General features: G+C 57.4%; 18 protein-coding genes and 1 riboswitch. Of the genes, 11 read left to right on the top strand and 7 right to left on the bottom strand.

Annotation, left to right across the window (positions count from 1 at the left end):
- Positions 1 to 12 precede the first annotated feature (12 nt).
- Positions 13 to 1,833, bottom strand: a complete 1,821-nt coding sequence (gene mnmC, locus BM205_RS07385; protein WP_092413880.1) for an FAD-dependent 5-carboxymethylaminomethyl-2-thiouridine(34) oxidoreductase MnmC1 — start codon at positions 1,831 to 1,833, stop codon at positions 13 to 15.
- 8 nt (positions 1,834 to 1,841) lie between these two features.
- Positions 1,842 to 2,777, bottom strand: coding sequence for a TraB/GumN family protein (locus BM205_RS07380; RefSeq protein ID WP_175511201.1), 936 nt, complete (start codon positions 2,775 to 2,777; stop codon positions 1,842 to 1,844).
- A gap of 38 nt (positions 2,778 to 2,815) precedes the next feature.
- On the opposite strand from BM205_RS07380, the gene BM205_RS07375 reads away from it, so the two are divergent.
- The 7 genes from BM205_RS07375 (at position 2,816) to BM205_RS07345 (ending at position 10,051) form a co-directional block, all read left to right on the top strand.
- Positions 2,816 to 3,514 (top strand): HAD-IA family hydrolase, encoded by a 699-nt coding sequence (locus BM205_RS07375; RefSeq protein WP_092413878.1) that lies wholly within the window; start codon positions 2,816 to 2,818, stop codon positions 3,512 to 3,514.
- Positions 3,515 to 3,655: 141 nt separating this feature from the next.
- Positions 3,656 to 4,231: a nucleoid occlusion factor SlmA gene (gene slmA, locus BM205_RS07370; RefSeq protein ID WP_092414050.1), complete on the top strand. Its 576-nt coding sequence runs from the start codon at positions 3,656 to 3,658 to the stop codon at positions 4,229 to 4,231.
- 123 nt (positions 4,232 to 4,354) lie between these two features.
- A complete protein-coding gene (locus BM205_RS07365; RefSeq protein WP_371326469.1) occupies positions 4,355 to 5,488 on the top strand; it encodes an ABC transporter substrate-binding protein in 1,134 nt (377 codons plus the stop codon).
- 22 nt (positions 5,489 to 5,510) lie between these two features.
- Positions 5,511 to 6,566: a branched-chain amino acid ABC transporter permease gene (locus tag BM205_RS07360; RefSeq protein ID WP_092413876.1), complete on the top strand. Its 1,056-nt coding sequence runs from the start codon at positions 5,511 to 5,513 to the stop codon at positions 6,564 to 6,566.
- A complete protein-coding gene (locus tag BM205_RS07355; RefSeq protein ID WP_175511200.1) occupies positions 6,566 to 8,368 on the top strand; it encodes a branched-chain amino acid ABC transporter ATP-binding protein/permease in 1,803 nt (600 codons plus the stop codon). Before BM205_RS07360 ends, BM205_RS07355 begins: the two co-directional genes overlap by 1 nt.
- Positions 8,361 to 9,125, top strand: a complete 765-nt coding sequence (locus BM205_RS07350) for an ABC transporter ATP-binding protein (RefSeq protein ID WP_092413874.1) — start codon at positions 8,361 to 8,363, stop codon at positions 9,123 to 9,125. Before BM205_RS07355 ends, BM205_RS07350 begins: the two co-directional genes overlap by 8 nt.
- A gap of 82 nt (positions 9,126 to 9,207) precedes the next feature.
- Positions 9,208 to 9,361: riboswitch (FMN riboswitch) on the top strand.
- A 153-nt stretch (positions 9,362 to 9,514) separates the two neighbouring features.
- Positions 9,515 to 10,051 (top strand): 6,7-dimethyl-8-ribityllumazine synthase, encoded by a 537-nt coding sequence (locus BM205_RS07345; protein ID WP_092413873.1) that lies wholly within the window; start codon positions 9,515 to 9,517, stop codon positions 10,049 to 10,051.
- A 59-nt stretch (positions 10,052 to 10,110) separates the two neighbouring features.
- On the opposite strand, the gene BM205_RS07340 is transcribed toward BM205_RS07345, so the two are convergent.
- From BM205_RS07340 to gpmA, 5 genes are all read right to left on the bottom strand, one after another.
- On the bottom strand, positions 10,111 to 11,913 hold the full coding sequence (locus BM205_RS07340) for an alkaline phosphatase D family protein (RefSeq protein ID WP_092413872.1): 1,803 nt from the start codon (positions 11,911 to 11,913) through the stop codon (positions 10,111 to 10,113).
- A gap of 197 nt (positions 11,914 to 12,110) precedes the next feature.
- Positions 12,111 to 12,869 carry a HesA/MoeB/ThiF family protein gene (locus BM205_RS07335; RefSeq protein ID WP_092413871.1) on the bottom strand — a complete coding sequence of 253 codons (759 nt, stop codon included), beginning with the start codon at positions 12,867 to 12,869 and terminating at the stop codon, positions 12,111 to 12,113.
- Between the two features lie 116 nt (positions 12,870 to 12,985).
- On the bottom strand, positions 12,986 to 14,497 hold the full coding sequence (locus BM205_RS07330; RefSeq protein ID WP_092413870.1) for a S41 family peptidase: 1,512 nt from the start codon (positions 14,495 to 14,497) through the stop codon (positions 12,986 to 12,988).
- A 3-nt stretch (positions 14,498 to 14,500) separates the two neighbouring features.
- Positions 14,501 to 15,949 (bottom strand): murein hydrolase activator EnvC family protein, encoded by a 1,449-nt coding sequence (locus BM205_RS07325; protein ID WP_092413869.1) that lies wholly within the window; start codon positions 15,947 to 15,949, stop codon positions 14,501 to 14,503.
- A gap of 80 nt (positions 15,950 to 16,029) precedes the next feature.
- On the bottom strand, positions 16,030 to 16,776 hold the full coding sequence (gpmA, locus tag BM205_RS07320; RefSeq protein ID WP_092413868.1) for a 2,3-diphosphoglycerate-dependent phosphoglycerate mutase: 747 nt from the start codon (positions 16,774 to 16,776) through the stop codon (positions 16,030 to 16,032).
- A 200-nt stretch (positions 16,777 to 16,976) separates the two neighbouring features.
- Between gpmA and BM205_RS07315 the strand changes: the two genes are divergently transcribed.
- From BM205_RS07315 to BM205_RS07300, 4 genes are all read left to right on the top strand, one after another.
- Positions 16,977 to 17,378, top strand: a complete 402-nt coding sequence (locus tag BM205_RS07315; RefSeq protein WP_092413867.1) for a rhodanese-like domain-containing protein — start codon at positions 16,977 to 16,979, stop codon at positions 17,376 to 17,378.
- Positions 17,379 to 17,435: 57 nt separating this feature from the next.
- Positions 17,436 to 17,699 carry a glutaredoxin 3 gene (gene grxC, locus BM205_RS07310; RefSeq protein WP_092413866.1) on the top strand — a complete coding sequence of 88 codons (264 nt, stop codon included), beginning with the start codon at positions 17,436 to 17,438 and terminating at the stop codon, positions 17,697 to 17,699.
- Between the two features lie 158 nt (positions 17,700 to 17,857).
- Positions 17,858 to 18,367, top strand: coding sequence for a protein-export chaperone SecB (secB, locus tag BM205_RS07305; RefSeq protein WP_092413865.1), 510 nt, complete (start codon positions 17,858 to 17,860; stop codon positions 18,365 to 18,367).
- A 120-nt stretch (positions 18,368 to 18,487) separates the two neighbouring features.
- Positions 18,488 to 18,946 carry an SH3 domain-containing protein gene (locus BM205_RS07300; RefSeq protein ID WP_092413864.1) on the top strand — a complete coding sequence of 153 codons (459 nt, stop codon included), beginning with the start codon at positions 18,488 to 18,490 and terminating at the stop codon, positions 18,944 to 18,946.
- The last annotated feature ends 10 nt before the right edge of the window (positions 18,947 to 18,956 follow it).

Raw genomic sequence — 18,956 nt, 5'->3', positions numbered from 1 at the left:
GGGGCGCCCTTTTTATTGATGCGGGGGTGTGTTGCGGCGTTGTTTTTTTAATAAAAATCGCGCTGGATCGATTGCTGCCGCCAGATCGGCTTCAATCGGCGACGGTTCCCCATTAAGTTGCGACACCAGCAATTCAGCCGCCAGCGGTGCCCATATCAGGCCGCGCGAGGCGTAGCCAAGCAGGCTATATAAGCCTGGAAAGCGGGGCAGGTCTTTCAATTTCGCTTCGCGCACGGCACATGCACCGGTTTTATCCGGCAAGGCGCCAACCAATGGCAGGCGATCGCTAGCGACACAGCGAAAGCCGACACGTCCGGCCAGCGGCAATGCGCCGGCCTGCCAGCCCGGCAGGATGTTGGCCAGGCGCGCCAGATTGTCGTCCTGGCTGTCCTGGCGCAGTGTCTGCTGCTGATCCTCGTCATACGATGCGCCGACGCTGCACAATCCTTCGGAAGCCGGTGTCAGGTAGGCTTCGCCGCATAGTACCGGTGCGATGGCTGGCACTTGTCCGACTTCGATGGTGGTGATCTGGCCGCGAATGGCGTCCAAGGGCAGATCTTCAGCCTGGGGGAAATGCAGGGCGTCGCACGCATTTGCCAGGATCACCACCGGTGCGTTGGCTATCTCCACGCCGTGCCGGTCGCGCACGGTCCAGCTATCCTGCCCGCGGTCGAGTAGAGCCGCGTGCTTTCCAAAATGGGTTTGTAGACGATTGCTGCAGTCATCTAGCATCGCCTGGCACAGACTGCGCGGCTGCACCCAGCCGGCGGCGGGGAAGTACCAGCCGCCGTCGCTGACCGGGTGGCTGGCGAGGCGGCTCGCAGCAGCCTGATTCAGCCATTGCGCGTAGTCGGCCGGATAGCGCCAAAAATCCGCCAGTTGCTGCTGGCCTTCAGCGTGTTCGGTATCGCGGGCGATCTGCAGGACACCACAGGAGGCGCCGGTAAAGGCTGTGCCTATGCCGCCCAGCCGGCGCCAGGCCTGTAGGGCAAACAGATAGGCGCTGCGGCTGAGGCGCGAACCGGGGTTGTCGTCGCGTGACAGCACAGGCATGAAAATGCCAGCGCTATTGCCGGAGGCTTGCTGCGCCGGCGCTGCATGGCTTTCGATCAGGTCGACACTCCAGCCGCGTTGCACCAGGCGTTGGCAAGCGGCGCTACCGGCCAGGCCGGCGCCGATGACGATCGCGCGGCGGTCGTCATGGATAATTGCAGCTACCGACCGCGCGGTAAAACGTGGCGCAAAACGGGCGCATGAAATGGTTAAATCGGTGTCTGATTCAAGCCTGTTATCGACATCATTTTCAAACACGAATCCGGCTTGTTGCAATTGCTTGCGCGCCGCGGCTTCCAATCCGCAGATATCCAAGGTGGCATGCTGAGCAGCTAATTTTCCAAGGGTGCCTAGCGCAGCGACAGGCCATGTTTGCCAGCTAGGCCCGAGCATTCGGAAGACATCCACTTTGGCGACAATCTGACGCAAACACGCGGCGCCATCGCCGATCATCAGCGTCAGGACCAGTTGCTCATGTTGCAGGAAAATCCGATGAAACCCCGGCACCGCGGGTGGCCAAGCGCTGCACAGTTCGGCGTACATGGCCTGCCATTCCGGAAATCTTGCCGCGGCTTGCTGCAGATTGTGGAGCGTAGCAAGTTGCGGCAGCAGCGCAAGATAATGCAATTGCAGCGGACGTTGCGGATCGTCGCGCCATGCTTGCCAGGCGGCGAAAAAATGTTCGCCGCTGCCGAATTCGCTATCGAGCAGCACGAAGCTGTCCCGCTCACGCCAATGGAATGCGCGACCGGTCGACGAGGTAGCTGGATTCGGAGTCAAGATAGCGGTTAATAAATGCGGGTTACCGTATAGCCGCGCTGTTGCAATATCGCCAGCACGCTGCTTTTACCCACCAGGTGCAGCATACCGATGCCGACGAAAGCATGTGGCGTCGTGCTCGCCAGTTTCTCGATGCCATTGGCCAGGCCTGGATTACGCTCATCGAGCAAGGCGCGCTGCACGAATTTGCCGGTGAAAGTATCGTCGCTGGTCATTTCCGCCAGCATGGCGGTCAAGCCCTCGACATCGCCATTGCGCCATAGCGTGATCAATTGCAGTGAACGTCGCGCTTTTTCCGGATCCCGTATTTCATCGATGCTGTCTTGCAGGAACTGGATCTGTTCAGTTGACGTCAGCTTGCCCAGCAAGGCCAATTGCTGTTCGGCTGTTTCCAGTTCGACCAGTGGTTTGTCGTGGCTTTTCGCAAAAGCCGCCAATGTGCCGTCGACGCCATATTGCGGCAGGTAGCCTTGATAGGTGTATTCACTGATGCCCAGCACAGTCGCCAGCAGCCACGGTTTCATGTTTGCCACAGCGGCTGGGGTCAGGCCATATTTTTCCAGCAGCGGATTGAGCTGATTTTGCAAAGGCTGCGGCAATTCCTGGGCCAGTGATTTGCCATCGGTATAGATTCCGTATTTAGTCATCAGGGAGGCCAATCCCTGCGTATTGCCGGGATCGATTTCCAATGCTACGGAGGTAGATTGTTGTAGCGCTTGCAAGACTTTGCCATCGAACGGGTAAAAGTCGGCGCGGCCGACATGAATGGTGCCGAATACGTAGGCACTTTGACCGGCGCGCTGTATCTTGAACAAGGCGCCACCCTGGCGCGCGGGTACAGCCCCGGTTTGCGCTGCAGCAGGCTCGACAGAGTCGGCCTGGCAAGTCAGGGCAAGCAGGCTCAGCGGCAACCAGCACAATGTCACTATAATCTGACGAAGCACACTTTCTCCTTGGTAAAACAAATGCAATTCCCAGCACAATGGTAACGAATACTACAGCGCTCTGGCTGTTCGATCTGGACAATACCCTGCACAACGCGTCGCATGCAATTTTTCCGGCGATTCACGACAACATGAACGCCTTCATGGCGCGCACCCTGGGCAGCGACGGCGTCGATGCCGATGCCGCCACAGTCAATGCTGCCCGCGAGTTCTATTGGCGGCGCTACGGCGCGACCTTGCTGGGCCTGGTCAAGCATCATCAGGTGCGGCCCGAGGATTTCTTGCGCGAAGCGCACCGGTTTGACGATCTGCAGAGCATGATCCGGGCCGAGCGCGGCCTGATCAATCTGCTCAAGCGCCTGCCGGGGCGCAAGATCCTGCTGACCAATGCCCCGCTGCGTTACTCGGGCGACGTCATGCGCCACCTGCGCTTGCAGCGCCATTTCGGCAAACATATCTCAATCGAATCCATGCATGTCCACCGGCAGCTGCGGCCGAAACCGTCGCGCCACATGCTGCGCCAGCTGCTGGCAAGGGAAAAAATCCCGGCGCGACGCTGCATTTTGGTGGAGGACACGATTGCTACGCTCAAGGCGGCCAAATGGGTCGGAATGCGTACAGCCTGGGTCACGCAATACCTGGCCGACCAGTCAAATGTGATAAAGCGCCCCAAATACGTCGATGTCAAAGTAAAATCGGTGCGACAGCTAACCCGGAATCTGCACCGCTTGCGTTGAGGCGATTTGTTTACGTAAGGCGGAGCGGAGTAGAGCGGGAAGCGGCAGGGAAGCCGCGCTGTATTTACGGAATGACGCAACTGAAGCCGCTTGAGCAGGGAGCAAGCGCAGTTTTTTTCCATCATTACTAAAATAAAAATCATGGCAACTACCAAACCCGGCGAGCGCAAACTCCAGATTCTGCAGACCTTGGCCACCATGCTGGAACAGCCTAAGGGCGAAAAAATTACCACAGCCGCGCTGGCGGCCAGGATCGAGGTATCGGAGGCGGCGCTGTATCGGCACTTCGCCAGCAAGGCGCAGATGTTCGAAGGCTTGATCGATTTTATCGAGAGCAGCGTCTTCGGCCTGGTCAACCAGATTACCGAACAACAGGAAAAAGGTTTGCATCAGGCGCAGGCGATTGCGCTGATGCTGCTCAATTTTGCCGAACGCAATCCGGGTATGACCCGAGTCATGATCGGCGATGCGCTGATCAATGAAGATGAGCGTTTGCAATTGCGCATGAACCAATTCGTCGACCGCATCGAGCTGGCGCTGAAGCAGGCGCTGCGGATCGCGGCGTCGCAAGGGGACGCGAATGAAGCGGAAGCGGCATTGCGCGCCAATATACTGACCAGCTTCGTGCTGGGACGGTGGCAGCGCTTTGCCAAAAGCCGTTTCCAGCACAAGCCGGGCGACGACGCTGCGCAGCAGATTGCGTTGATGCTGGTCTGATGAACCAATTAAGTAACTAACACTGGCTTAACCGACACCGAATCGATATTGATCGATGTCTTTACAAATAATGGAGCAGATTCAATGAAAAAAGCATGGTTGGGGACCACCCTTTCTGCAGTAATGACAGTAGCGCTGGCGACCGCCTACAGCGGCGCCAGCGCCCAGATCAAGGTCGGCGTGAGTGTCTCCGCCACCGGGCCTGCAGCCTCGCTGGGCATCCCGGAAAAGAATACCTTTGCTCTGTTACCTAAAGAAATCGCTGGCCAGAAAGTACAATACATCGTGCTCGACGATGCTACCGACAGCACCACCGCCGTCAAGAATGCACGCAAGTTGATCAGCGAAGAAAAGGTCGACTTGTTGATCGGTTCGACCGCGGTTCCAGGTTCGCTGGCGATGAGCGATGTCGCCGCAGAGTCAGGCACGCCGATGATTTCGATGGCGGCGTCGGCTTCGCTGATCGAGCCGGTAGACGCCAAGCGCCGCTGGATTTTCAAGACGCCGCAAAACGATTCGCATATGGCGACCGCTATCATCGCCCACATGGCTGATGCCGGTATCAAGAGCGTGGCCTTTATCGGCTTCTCGGACGCTTATGGCGAAGGCTGGTATCGTGAATTTTCGAAGTTGGCCGAGCTGCGCAAGATCAAAATTGTCGCCAACGAGCGCTTCGCCCGTAACGACACTTCGGTCACCGGACAAGTGCTGAAGATGGTCAGCGCAAATCCTGACGCGGTCCTGATCGCAGGCGCCGGCACCCCGGCAGCGCTGCCGCAAAAGACATTGAAAGAGCGCGGTTACAAAGGCAAGATTTATCAGACCCATGGTGTCGCCAATAACGACTTCCTGCGTGTCTGCGGCAAGGATTGCGAAGGCACCTTCCTGCCGGCCGGACCGTTGCTGGTTGCTGAACAACTGCCGGACAGTAATCCGGTCAAGAAATCCGCCATGGCATATCGTAGCGCCTACGAAAAGGCTTACGGTGTCGGTAGTATTTCGACCTTCGGCGGACACGCCTGGGATGCGGGCATGTTGCTCGGTGCCGCCGCACCGTCAGCGCTGAAGAAGGGACATCCGGGAACCCCGGAATTCCGCGCCGCGCTGCGTGACGCTATCGAAGCCATCAAGAACCTCCCGGTATCGCAAGGCATCGTCAACATGAGCCCGACCGATCACGTCGGTTTCGATCAACGTTCGCGTGTAATGGTGGAGATCGTTAACGGCAAGTGGAAACTGATAGGCGCTGCGCAGTAAAATAACGCAGCTAAGTAAATCTATGGATCTTTCAATTGCCGCCATCCTGGCTCAGGATGGCATCACCAGCGGTGCGGTATATGCACTGCTGGCTTTGGCGCTGGTGCTGGTGTTTTCGGTAACCCGCGTCATCTTTATCCCACAGGGTGAATTCGTTGCCTTCGGCGCCTTGACGCTGGCGGCGATCCAGGCCGATAAATTCCCCTTGTCGGCGACATTGCTGGTAGTGCTTGGCATACTCAGCTTTATCCAGGAAGCCGTGACTGTGGCGTTCGGCCGTAATGGCGAACGCGGAAAAATCCGGCAGATCGGCGTGGCTATGCTGAAGTTCGTGCTGTTGCCTGTGGCGATCTATGCAGTGACTCGCTGGTACGGCCATGCAGCCCTGGCGATGCCATTGCAAGTCCTGCTGACCCTGTTGATCGTAGTGCCGATGGGGCCGATGATCTACCGGCTGGCATTCCAGCCGCTGGCGGAGGCAAGCACACTGGTCTTGCTGATTGTATCGGTGGCGGTGCATTACGCTTTGATCGGCATCGGCCTGCTGATGTTCGGCGCCGAAGGTTCGCGCACTACGCCGTTTTCCGATGCCCGTTTCGAGATCGGCGGCTTGATCATTTCCGGCCAGAGCTGCGTGATCATTGTCGTCTCGCTGTTATTGATTATTGCGCTCTACCTCTATTTTGAACGCACCTTGTCCGGCAAGGCGCTGCGCGCCACGGCCGTCAACCGGCTCGGTGCGCGCCTGGTCGGCATCGGTACTACGCAGGCAGGGCGCCTGGCATTCACGTTGGCTGCCGCGTTAGGAGCATTGTGCGGCATCCTGATCGCGCCGTTGACCACCGTCTATTACGACAGCGGTTTCCTGATTGGCCTGAAAGGGTTTGTCGGCGCCATCATCGGCGGCCTGGGCAGCTATCCGATTGCCGCTGCCGGTGCGTTGCTGGTGGGTTTGTTGGAATCGTATTCCTCGTTCTGGGCCAGCGCCTTCAAGGAAGTTATCGTGTTTACGCTGATCATCCCGGTCCTGCTATGGCGTTCGCTGACCAGCAAGCACGTGGATGAGGAGGATCAGTGATGCCAAAATTCTCCCTTAATAATTTTGCGTTGATTGGTTTCGTGGCGATTCTGGCCTTGCTGCCAATCTTGCCGACGCCGGAATTCTGGATCACCCTGGCCAACTACATCGGGCTGTACGCGATTGTGGCGCTGGGCCTGGTACTGCTGACCGGAGTAGGCGGGCTGACTTCTTTCGGTCAGGCGGCTTTTGTCGGCCTGGGCGCTTATTCCACGGCTTATCTGAGCACTCAGTTCGGACTGTCGCCATGGCTCGGCTTGCTGGCCGGCTTGTGCGTGACGACCCTGGCGGCGCTGGCGATCGGTGCGATTACGATGCGCTTGTCAGGCCACTATCTGCCGCTCGGCACGATCGCCTGGGCGCTGTCGCTGTATTTCTTGTTCGGCAACCTGGAGTTCCTCGGCAAATACGATGGCTTGAACGGCATCCCCGCGCTAAACCTGTTTGGCATCGATCTCGATACCGGGCGCAAGATGTTTTACCTTATCTGGGCGATCTTGCTGGTGGCGCTGATCGGTTTGCAGAACTTGTTGAATTCGCGCTCGGGCCGCGCTATCCGCGCGCTTAACGGCGGTGCTGTAATGGCTGAAGCAATGGGCGTCAACACGACCTGGATAAAGGTATTGATCTTTGTGCTGGCGGCACTGCTGGCTAGCGTCTCGGGCTGGTTGTATGCGCATCTGCAACGCTCGGTAAGTCCGACGCCGTTCGGCCTCAACGCTGGTATCGAATACCTGTTCATGGCGGTGGTGGGCGGCGCCGGTTACGTGTGGGGCGCGATTCTCGGATCGGCACTCCTGACCTTGCTGAAAGATCAGCTGCAATCGCTGCTGCCGAAACTGTTGGGCGCGAACGGCAATTTCGAAACCATTGTGTTCGGTATCCTGATGCTGCTGTTGCTGCAGCGCGCACGCGACGGCTTATGGCCATATCTGCGCAGATGGATGCCGAACAAACCGACAGCGCTGGCGCCGCAAACGGCTGCCGCATTACCTGTCCGGGCCAGGTATGCGGATGCTGACGTAGTTTTGGAAATTGAGAGGGCGCGAAAGGAATTCGGTGGTCTGGTGGCGGTCAACGACATGAGTTTCAGTGTCAAAGCGGGAGAAATCGTCGGCTTGATCGGTCCCAACGGCGCCGGTAAATCGACCATGTTCAACCTGGTGACGGGGGTCCTGCCTTTGACCAGCGGTTCGATCAAGTTTCGCGCCCGGAACGAATTGCAGCGCATCTCCGGATTGCCATCACGCCAGATCGTCGCGCGCGGCATTGCCCGCACCTTCCAGCACGTACGGTTAATGAGTAGCATGACGGTGCTTGAAAACGTCGCCATCGGCGCGCACCTGCGGGATCATAGAAACGATGTGATCGGCATTGCGCGCAGCCTGTTGCGGCTCAATCGCAGCGAAGAACAGACCTTGCTGTTTGAAGCGAAAAAACAACTGGAGCGCGTCGGACTCGGGCATTTGCTGTATGAAGAAGCCGGCAGCCTGGCACTCGGCCAGCAGCGGATTCTCGAAATCGCCCGCGCACTATGCTGCGACCCGACCCTGTTGTTGCTAGATGAACCGGCGGCCGGTTTGCGTTATCAAGAGAAGCTGGCGCTGGCAGATTTGTTGCGCAGGCTGAAGGCGGAAGGGATGAGCATTTTGCTGGTAGAGCACGATATGGATTTTGTCATGAACCTGACAGACCATCTGGTAGTGATGGAATTCGGCAGCAAGATCGCGCAAGGCTTGCCGGCTGAGATTCAACAGGACCCGGCTGTGCTGGAAGCCTATCTGGGAGGCATCGATGAATAATTCTGCTGCCGATCCAACACCAGTGCTCGATGTAGTTGATCTGCATGTAGCTTACGGCAAGGTCGAGGCGTTGCATGGCGCTAGCTTACAGGTTGGCGCCGGCCAGATCGTGACAGTGATCGGCCCCAACGGCGCCGGCAAATCGACCATGCTGAACGCGATCGCCGGCGCCATGCCTAACAACGGCAGTATGCGTGGCAAGGTTAGCTTGCTGGGCCAGGATCTCGATGGCGTAGCGATCGAAACACGGGTCGCGCGCGGCATGTGCCTGGTGCCGGAAACGCGCGAACTGTTTGCCAGCATGACGGTGCAGGATAATCTGCTGCTGGGCAGCTACCGCCGCTACAAGGTAGGCGACCGTGCTTATGCCGACCAGATGACGGTGGTCTACGACTTGTTCCCGCGCTTGCAGGAGCGGCGCAAGCAGCAGGCCGGCAGCCTGTCCGGCGGCGAACGGCAAATGCTGGCGCTTGGACGGGCGCTGATGGCGAAGCCGCAATTGCTGATGCTGGACGAACCTAGCCTCGGCCTGGCGCCGCTGATCGTGAAAGAGATATTCCACATCATCGTGCGCTTGAAACAGACCGGGGTAGCCATTTTGCTGGTCGAACAAAACGCGCGTGCTGCCTTGCAGGCTGCCGACTATGCCTATGTGCTGGAAACTGGCGATATGGTGTTGCAGGGGCCGGCAGCAGAGTTGGCGCACGATCCGAAAGTGATCGATACCTATCTCGGACTGGCGAAGAAAGCCGGCTGAGCCTGCACTGCCGGGGTTTGAGCGACTTCTGCAAGGCTGTCACTTCTGTGATAAATTCTCTTTTCGCTCGGTAAATCGAGCGAAACGTTCTCAGGGCGGGGTGTGATTCCCCACCGGCGGTAATTGCGTGCAATGCGCATAGCCCGCGAGCGCTTGTTGCGGTATCCGCGGCAAGGTCAGCAGACCCGGTGCGATCCCGGGGCCGACGGTATAGTCCGGATAAAGAGAGAACAGGTTGCGCAGTAGTTGTCAGGAATTTATCAGAATCTTCTGCTGAGGCAGCGGCAGCGCCGTTGTGGCCGGCCGGCGATGGTGATGGATTCCGTATAAGTTCTCGCTTCCTTTCGATCCAACACGCCCTGTTTTATTTTTTAAACAGGAGTCTTCAAATGCAACAGCAACACAATCAAGCAGTCGATATCAAATCAAAAACGCCTGGCGCCTCAGCAGGCGAGCGCATCGCTTTCATCCAGGCCGGCTGGCACCGTGACATCGTGGATCAATGCCGGATCGGCTTCATTGCCGAAATCGCCAAAACCGGCTATGCCGAGCACGACATCGATTTCTTCGAAGTCGCCGGCGCTTTCGAAATTCCCCTGCATGCCAAGTTGCTCGCCAACAGCGGCCGATACGCTGCTGTAGTAGCCACCGGACTGGTGGTGGACGGTGGCATCTATCGTCATGAATTCGTGGCGCAGGCAGTCATCAACGCTTTGATGCAAGTACAACTGGAAACCTCGGTGCCGGTATTGTCGGCAGTATTGACGCCGCATCATTTCCACGCCGGTGAAGAACACCACAAATACTTCTTCGAACATTTCCTGGTAAAGGGAGCGGAAGCTGCCCGCGCTTGTGCCGACGTCATCCAGAAGTTGCGCGTCCTGAAAGCTGTGCAGCCTGCCGTCCGTGCTTTGCATAGCGCTTGATGCAGTAACTTGCTATCGCCCGCAGCAAACCATGGCGGGCGATAGCGAAGGAAACCTGATCAGACGTTATCTTCAATCTGCGGCGTAGTCGATCCCTTGGCCAGCGTGATGCGGGTCCGCTTCAACAGAGCCTGCGACGGTGCGCTGCCATCCGCAGCGAGCGGTTTCACTTTATTGAACACCACCACAATGCTGTCGTTGGTTACGGTGGCTGACGCGTAGCCTTGGGCGTCGTGGTCGACGTAGGCGAAGTCCGGATTGAAACCCTTCAGCAGACTGTCGAAAATCTGCGGCGTCTGCACCAGGGCGCCGAGCAGGGGATTGACTACCGCGGCGCCCGATTTGATGTAGTTATAGAACGACTGGCTGCTGATGCCTGCCGTCAAAAAATCCACCAGCACCGGAGTGCTGCTCAGATCGGCTGGATTGGTGCGCACTACGCCGCACTGGAAGGCATGCAGATCGCCGGTGATGGCCACCACGTTCTTGATGTTTTGCGTATTCAGATAAGACAGCAGTTCTGCTTTGTGGCTGGGGTAACCGTCCCATGAATCGCAATTGATTACATACAACTGGTTGTAGGGTGGCGGAATGCCCAAGGCCGGTGGGGTCAGGTCGGCCCACATGCGGCTCAGCATGATTTCGTTGCCCCACACTTTCCAGGTAGCATCCGAATTTTTCAACGTGTCTTTCCACCATTGCGTTTGCGTAGTGCCGAGTATCGATGGCGACCGTCCCAGCCTGGCGGTTTCCTGGGCTTCCATTTGCAGCAGGACCGGTTGCGGCACGAAGTAACGCGAACCTATCGAATCGTCGCCGTTGACCGGATCGTGCCCCGCCTGTAGTGCCACAGATTGCTCGCTGACGATATGGTCGTCGCGGTACAGGCGTTCGTCGGTCATCACCAGATGCATCAGCTGGCCGAAACGGAAATCGCGATAGATGCGGATGTTCTGGTAACTGGTGTTGTTCAGATCGAACGACAGATCGCCGAAATCGATAGGTGTGTACTCGGCCCAAGCCTGGGTGGCGCTGCGCCGGCGTGCCGTTTCCTGTTTGTTTTGGTTGGTGTAGACCTGATGATCCTGCCAGCAGTCGTCGGAAAATTCATGATCGTCCCAGATCGCAATCACCGGGAATTTATGATGGATGCTTTGCAGGCGGGCATCGGTCTTGTAAGTGCGATACAGCGTGCGATAGTCGTTGACTGTATTGGCATACACGCCGCCGCCGGGGTGCGCCAGGCCATCCGGTATGGTGATCGGCTTATGTGCCGGTTCCACGCCGCCGGCCTGGAACGAGGCGCCCACGGTTTCATAGATGTAGTCGCCGACATGCACCACGAAATCCAGGTTTTCCTGCGCCAGCAACGACATGGCTTGCCAGTGGTTGACTGACCAGTCCTGGCAAGTGAACCAGGCGAAGCGCACCTGGCTGTTGCTGGCTGTCGCGAGCGGCGCAGTTTTGGTCTGGGCGATTAAGCTGACGTCGCTGCCGGCGGTAAAGCGGTAGTAATAGACGGTGTCGGGCTTGAGTTGCGTTACTTTGGCGCGCACTGTGAAATCGTAGTCGGCGACGGCGTTCAGGTTGACCTGTGCAGCCAGAGAGGAAAAGTCTGAGGTGGCCGAGACTTCAAGGCGCACGGCAATCGGGTTGGCAGCGGCGGCGCCGTTGGTCCGCACCACGCGGCCCCAGAACACCACGCTGCTTTCTTTAGGATCGCCGGAGGCAATTCCTTGAGGAAAAGAAAAATCCCCCACGCTGCCATCACTGGTACTGCCACCGCATGCGCTCAATAATCCGGAGGTTGCTGCAACCACCGTAAAAAATGCCGAGCCTTTCAGAAACTGTCTGCGCTTCATCTTCTTGTCCCCGTTTATGGTTATTCGTTGGTTATCGCGACACTTGGCGACGCGATAACAAACCGTAATCTAAGGTACGGGTGGCCATTGGGGAAAGAAAAATCTGTTAATCAGAAGAAATACACTAAAGTGCACGCGCACTATAATTCACCCGTTACGGCATCAACAATGCCGCGTGCCGGAAGTGGATTTTTGATTCAGGGGTGATGGTGTTTGCCGCAAACCAGGCAGCTTGCATCGCGGGCGACACCGATGCGTGTCCACTCCATGCTGCGCGCATCCAGCATCAGCAGGAATCCGGACAATGAAGTGCCGATGCCGGCAATCAGCTTGAGTGCTTCCGCGGCCTGCATGCTGCCAATGATACCCACCAGCGGCGCGAACACGCCCATGGTGGAGCAGGCTATTTCTTCGAACTCCCGGTCTGGCGGGAATAGGCAGGCGTAGCAGGGCGAGCTGGCGTCGCGGGAATCGAATACGCTGATCTGGCCGTCGAACCGGATTGCAGCACCGGAGACCAATGGCACTTGATGAGCTACACAGGCGCGGTTGATTGCCTGCCGCGTTGCGAAGTTGTCGCTACAGTCGATGACTACATCGGCATCACCGATCAACTGAGCAAGACGTGCTTCGTCAGCGCGCTCGGCTAACGCGATGACCTGGATATCAGGATTGATTTGCGTCATGGCGGTCTTGCCGGAACTGACCTTGGCCTGGCCGACGCGCTCGCTGGTATGCAGGATTTGCCGCTGCAGATTGGTGAGGTCGACGCTGTCGTTATCCACCAGCGTGATGTGGCCGACCCCGGCCGAAGCCAGATACATCGCTACCGGCGAGCCAAGGCCGCCGGCGCCGATGATCAGCGCATGCGCCGCCAGAATTTTTTCCTGGCCGTCTATGTCGATCTCATCAAGCAGGATGTGGCGCGAATAGCGGAGTAATTGCTGGTCGTTCATAGGGCGCTGACAAATAGATAAAACTGTTTTCCGAAAACTTCACCGGGAGGTCAAGCAAGCGCTCGGGACCAAAAAAAGGCCGCATCGCTGCGGCCTTAGTGTAGCGTGAAAAACGATTATTTTTTCTCGTTCTTCATCAGGTCCTTCTTGATGACGCCATCCTCGGCTGGCACTGGCTTGTCATCTTTGGTTGCCTTGTCGTCCTTGTCGGTTTCCGAACGGATCTCCGGTTTCACCTTGGACACTTGCACCGGCAGGCCCTTCAACTGGTTCAACGCCTGTGCCAGTTGGAAGTCGTCCTTGCTACCGAATTCCAATGGTTTGCGTTTCTTTTCAGCTGCCGCAATGCGCTGCGCTTCTTCCAGTTCGTCGACCTTAGGCGTAGTAACTTCAGGGCGCTTGTCAGTATCGTTGCTCAGATGCTTGGTGAGATCGGCTTCACGCAGGCGCAGGCCATTCAAGCCGTCACCATCGGCATATTCATCCACCATCACGTCCGGCACGATGCCTCTGGCTTGAATCGAGCGGCCGTTCGGGGTGTAGTAACGGGCGGTGGTCAGCTTGACCGCGGTATTGCGGTCCGGCGGCAACGCGATTACCGATTGTACCGAACCCTTGCCGAAGGTTTGCGTGCCCATGATGGTGGCGCGCTTATAGTCCTGCAGGGCACCGGCCACGATTTCGGATGCCGAGGCGGAACCGGTATTGACCAGTACCACCATCGGTACTTTCTTCAGTGCTTCAGGCAGGCGCGCCAGCGGATCATTACCTGGGTTGGCGTAATACTCGCGCTTGGCGTAGAACGAAGCCTTCGAGCTTGGCAACTGGCCGTTGGTGGTGACCACTACCGAATCCTTGGGCAGGAATGCGGCGGAAACGCCGATCGCGCCCGGCAATACGCCGCCCGGATCGTTACGAAGGTCCAGCACCAGGCCTTTCAGGTTCGGTTCTTGCGCATAGATGGTGGCAATTTTCTTCGCCATGTCGTCGACTGTCGGTTCCTGGAACTGGGTCACGCGCAGCCAGGCATAACCCGGCTCGACTACTTTCGCTTTCACGCTCTGGACGCGGATTTCCTGGCGCGTGATGTTGAAGATCAATGGCTTGTCTTCATCCTTGCGCGAGATGGTCAGGATGATCTTGGTGTTGGGCTCGCCACGCATGCGCTTGACTGCCTGATCCAGCGTCAGGCCCTTGACCGGAGTGGAGTCGAGGCGGGTGATCAGATCGCCCGACTTGATGCCGGCGCGGTAGGCCGGAGAATCCTCGATCGGCGATACCACCTTGATGTAACCGTCTTCCATGCCGACTTCGATGCCGAGGCCGACAAACTTGCCTTGGGTGCTCTCGCGCAACTCTTTATAGGCCTTCTTGTCCAGATAGGCGGAGTGCGGGTCGAGCGAGGCCACCATGCCGGAAATGGCTTCGGTCAGCAGCTTTTTATCGTCGGCCGGTTCGACATAATCGGACTTGATCAGGCCGAAAACGTCGGCCAGTTGCCGTAATTCCTCCAGCGGTAATGGCGCTGCAGCGCTTTTCTGCGCAATCGCATCGAACTGGATGGAGGCGCCTATTCCCGCTATGACGCCTAAGCTGATTAGACCGATATTCTTGAGTTTACTGCCCATGTTTCACCTAGTAGTTACCCATCCGAGTGGGTCAAACGCACGGCCTTGATGCCGAATTTCAAAGTATAAACCTGATTGTTCATTGCCGCCGCTGTTGCCGGCACTGGCAATCACGTCGCCGGTTTTGACCGCATCTCCGGGACGTTTCAATAATGCCTGATTATTACCGTAAATGGTCATGTACTGGTTGCCGTGATCGACAATGATCAGGTTACCGAAGCCGCGCAGCCAGTCGGCGAAGACAACCCGGCCAGCGGCAACTGCCTTCACTTCGCTACCTTCCGGAGTACGGATAAACAAGCCTTTCCAACTCGGGCCGTCGCCGCGTTTGCTGCCAAAGCGTGCCATGACGTCGCCGCGCACCGGCAGCCTGAGCTGGCCGCGCAGGGAATCGAACGGCTTGCCGTAGGCGCTATCGGCTTCCGGGGTCAGCTCGTTACGGGCCAGTGGCGCTGGCGCAGGGGGCGGCGTTGCTGCTACCGGCGGTGGCTGATCGTCGTCGATCGCATCCGGGTTCGGTACCTTCGGTCCCGCCTGGCCAGGCTTGGCCTGGTTATCGGTGGCAGGCGGTTTCCTGGCCTGGTTGGCAAGCTGGCGCTGTTGCTCGAGCTGGCGCTGGCGTTCAAGCGCTGCCTGGGCCTTGGCAGCGGCTTGCGCCAGCTGTTGCTGACGTAGTTTCTCACGGGCCGCCGCCGCTGCAGCATCGGCTTTCTTTTGGTTTTCGATCAGTTGCGCCAGCTTGTCGACCAGACCTGACAAGCGTTGATCGTCGCGTTGGATATTGCCGGCTTCCTTGCGCTGGCTAACCAGTTTGCTGGAAAGCTGGGTCAGCAGGGTAGCGCGCTTGGCCTTTTCTTTTTCCAGCAGATTCTTTTGATCGCGCTGCTCCTGGGCAATTTCGTCCAGGTCATCCTTGGCATCCTGGGCTTCGGTCTGATTTGCTTCCACTGCAGCCAGATTGGCGCGTAGCGCCTCCAGCAGCTTGACTTGCGCCTGCGATACGTAACCCATGTATTGCAGATCGCGATTAATGCGATTCGGGTTATCACCCGACAGTAGCAGCTTGATTCGGTCTTCATTGCCGGCAACATATTGCTGACGCAGCAAGTTGGCTAGCTGTGTTTGCTGCAAAGCCACGGTTTTGCTCAAGTCATCGTGCTGCTTCGCCAGTTTGGCCAGCCTGGCTTCGGTTTGCTGCTGTTCTGCGCCGAGATCACGCAAAGAGCGGGTGGCCTTGGAAACCGCTGCTTCGGAGTCTGCCAGGGCGTCGCTGGCATTGTCTTTCTCGGTTTCCGTCTGGCTGATGTCGCGCTTGAGGTTGTCCAGTTTTTGGCGCAAGTCGGCACGCTGCGCTTCTGCCGCTTGCTTTTGCTTGCTGCGCTCAGTGATTTTGGGGGCTGCATTGGCGCCCGCCGGCAGTGCCGCTGCCAGCAAAAGCGCCAGCGCCAACAGCCACGCTGATGGCGCTTGGCCAATGGCGTGACTGGATTTACTGCAGGTCAGGAGCTTCAGGAGCCTACCCAGCGAGATATTTATTTCGCTTTCCCCTGGCTGGCGACGGCGTTCATTGCCGCTGCAATCGCTGCCTGGTCGCCGAGATAATAGCTCTTGATCGGCTTCAGGTCGGCGTCCAGTTCGTAGACCAGTGGCTGGCCGTTGGGGATGTTGAGACCGACGATATCCTGATCGCTGATGCCGTCCAGCATTTTGATCAGGGCGCGCAAGCTATTGCCGTGGGCCGAGATGATGATGCGCTTGCCGCTACGGATGGCCGGGGCGATTTCATCATTCCAAAATGGCAACACACGCGCTACCGTATCTTTCAGGCATTCGGTCAGCGGGATTTCTTCGCGCTTCAAGCCTGCATAGCGTGGGTCGTTATAGGACGTGCGCGGATCGTCCGCGTCCAGCGGCATCGGCGGTGTGTCGTAGCTGCGGCGCCACACCATGACCTGTTCGTCGCCGTATTTGGCAGCCGTTTCCGCCTTGTTCAAGCCTTGCAGTGCGCCATAGTGACGTTCGTTGAGACGCCAGTGGTGCCGGACCGGCAGCCACATCAGGTCCATTTCGTCGAGCGTGCCCCACAGGGTACGGATGGCGCGCTTCAATACGGAAGTGTAAGCCAGGTCGAAAGTGAAGCCGGCTTGTTGCAGGAGCTGGCCAGCCTGGCGGGCTTCGGCCACGCCTTTTTCGGTCAGGTCGACGTCAACCCAGCCGGTGAAGCGGTTTGCCAGGTTCCAGGTGGATTCGCCGTGGCGCATTAGTACGATTTTGTACATGGTAAATTTGCAATTTGCTAAGAGTGGGAAATCTGTTGCCTGCCATTGGAATTCGGCTGAAGGCTCCCCATTTACGCAACTGTAAAGCAAGTGCGGGGTGCAAAGGTGGTAAAGGTTTTTGCAAGGGACCCGATACGAATTGAATGGCGCGTCAGCTTCTATTTTATAATGGCGGGATTAACTAATACCATTGGATCACTGTGAAATTCTTGATTGATAACATTTTTCTGCTTGCTGTAGCAATTTTGTCGGGTGGCGCGCTGTTGCTGCCTTTGTTGCAAAAACGCGGTAACCGGGTCTCGACCTTGCAGGCTACCCAGCTGATCAACCAGGGTAAAACGCTGGTGCTGGATGTCCGTGACAGCGTTGCTTTTGCCGCAGCTCACCTGATCGATGCCAAAAATATTCCCTTGAAAGACTTGCCGCAGCGCATGGCTGAACTGGACAAGTTTAAAGCAAAGAACGTGTTGGTAGTGTGCCAGACCGGCAATCAGTCGGCCAAAGCCGTTGCGCAACTGGCGCAGGCCGGTTTCACCCAGGCCTATAACCTGGAGGGCGGTATCGCTGCCTGGCAGACCCAGGGTTTGCCTACCGTCAAATAATGCAGCCGGGACCTATCGCAGGATCCGGCCAGCAGAAGGAAAGTACAAGGAACAATCATGACTGCACAAGTAGTAATGTATAGCACCGCAGTGTGCCCGTATTGCATTCGCGCCGAGCAATTGCTGAAGGCAAAAGGCGTGGAAAATATCGAAAAAATCCGGATTGATCTCGATCCGGCGCAGCGCGACACGATGATGCAAAAGACCGGACGCCGTACGGTGCCGCAAATTTATATCGGCGAAACCCATGTCGGCGGCTTTGACGACTTGCATGCGCTCGATCGTGATGGCAAGCTTGAGCCCCTGTTGCAAAGTGCCTGATTTTCGGCCGCCGGATTTCAGCAACTAATTCTCGGCAACGGATTTTCGTCAATTTGCCCGCGATTCAGGTATTGTTGCAGACTGTCCTAGCGACTTTAAGAACCGGCCAGATGGCAGTGTTTGTTATTTGGCTAATTTAAATTAACTGAAAGAGTGTCATGGCTGAAGAGAATCAACAAGTTGAACAACCACAACCGGTGTTCCAGATTCAACGCGTTTACCTGAAAGATTTGTCGCTTGAGCAACCGAATTCGCCGGCCATTTTCCTCGAGCAAGAGGCTCCGCAAATCGAAGTAGCGGTAGATGTCGGCGCTGAAGCGCTGGCCGAAGGCATTTTCGAGTCGACCGTTACGGTTACCGTCACCGCCAAGGTAAAAGACAAGGTCGCGTTCCTGGTTGAAGGCAAGCAAGCCGGTATTTTCGAGTTGCGCAACATCCCGACCGAACAACTGGATCCATTGCTCGGCATCGGCTGCCCGAACATCGTTTATCCGTATCTGCGCGCCAATCTGGCAGATGCTATCACCCGTGCTGGTTTCCCGCCGATTCACCTGGCCGAAATCAACTTCGAAGTGTTCTACCAACAACGTCTGCAAGCACTGGCCGAGCAAGCGCAAAAGGGCAGTGGCGACAGCATCGCGGTTGACGGTACTACAGCGATTAATTAATTTCGCACAGCAAGCAGGGTGGATCGACGGTGTTTTGCCTTGCCTGGCGTCAAATAAATGGCGGCGGGCATGAGCGGCGCTGTCCACCCTGGACGTTTTACCGCAACTGGAGAGCAATAGATGAATTTTGCACGCGTAGCGGGCTCTACCGCTTTGTTGCTGGCAAGCTTGCTCGGTGTCGCCGGTTCTGCCCATGCACTTGACTTCAAGTCGGTCGGTGCGGCGCCGGTGGTGCTATACGATGCGCCATCTGAAAAAGGCCGGCGGGTAGCAGTTGCCCCGCGTGGCATGCCGGTCGAAGTAGTGTTGACTTACGGCGAATGGACCAAGGTGCGTGACGCCAGCGGTGATTTGTCGTGGTTGCAGTCCAAAGGGCTGGTCACCAAGCGTAATCTGCAAGTCAGCGTCGCCAACGCCAAGATCCGGGCCAATCCGGACGATGCAGCAGCCGTCGCATTTACTGCCGACAAGGGTGTGCTGCTGGAATTGGTTGATCCGGTGGCATCCGGCTGGGCCAAGGTACGTCATCGCGATGGCCAGAGTGGCTATGTGAAGGCGACCGAAGTATGGGGCGACTAAGGGGGCGACC

Source organism: Collimonas sp. OK307 (assembly GCF_900113705.1).
Classification (GTDB): domain Bacteria; phylum Pseudomonadota; class Gammaproteobacteria; order Burkholderiales; family Burkholderiaceae_D; genus Collimonas.
The sequence above is the reverse complement of the archived record's forward strand: the minus strand, read 5'-3'. Positions and strand labels throughout refer to the sequence as shown.

Coding starts and splice junctions, on each gene's coding strand:
- BM205_RS07355 (WP_175511200.1), top strand. CDS start 6,566: ATGCCAAAATTCTCCCTTAATAATTTTGCGTTGATTGGTTTCGTGGCG.
- BM205_RS07345 (WP_092413873.1), top strand. CDS start 9,515: ATGCAACAGCAACACAATCAAGCAGTCGATATCAAATCAAAAACGCCT.
- BM205_RS07330 (WP_092413870.1), bottom strand. CDS start 14,497: ATGGGCAGTAAACTCAAGAATATCGGTCTAATCAGCTTAGGCGTCATA.
- slmA (WP_092414050.1), top strand. CDS start 3,656: ATGGCAACTACCAAACCCGGCGAGCGCAAACTCCAGATTCTGCAGACC.
- BM205_RS07365 (WP_371326469.1), top strand. CDS start 4,355: ATGACAGTAGCGCTGGCGACCGCCTACAGCGGCGCCAGCGCCCAGATC.
- BM205_RS07375 (WP_092413878.1), top strand. CDS start 2,816: ATGGTAACGAATACTACAGCGCTCTGGCTGTTCGATCTGGACAATACC.
- BM205_RS07360 (WP_092413876.1), top strand. CDS start 5,511: ATGGATCTTTCAATTGCCGCCATCCTGGCTCAGGATGGCATCACCAGC.
- gpmA (WP_092413868.1), bottom strand. CDS start 16,776: ATGTACAAAATCGTACTAATGCGCCACGGCGAATCCACCTGGAACCTG.
- BM205_RS07350 (WP_092413874.1), top strand. CDS start 8,361: ATGAATAATTCTGCTGCCGATCCAACACCAGTGCTCGATGTAGTTGAT.
- BM205_RS07300 (WP_092413864.1), top strand. CDS start 18,488: ATGAATTTTGCACGCGTAGCGGGCTCTACCGCTTTGTTGCTGGCAAGC.
- grxC (WP_092413866.1), top strand. CDS start 17,436: ATGACTGCACAAGTAGTAATGTATAGCACCGCAGTGTGCCCGTATTGC.
- BM205_RS07335 (WP_092413871.1), bottom strand. CDS start 12,869: ATGAACGACCAGCAATTACTCCGCTATTCGCGCCACATCCTGCTTGAT.
- BM205_RS07340 (WP_092413872.1), bottom strand. CDS start 11,913: ATGAAGCGCAGACAGTTTCTGAAAGGCTCGGCATTTTTTACGGTGGTT.
- secB (WP_092413865.1), top strand. CDS start 17,858: ATGGCTGAAGAGAATCAACAAGTTGAACAACCACAACCGGTGTTCCAG.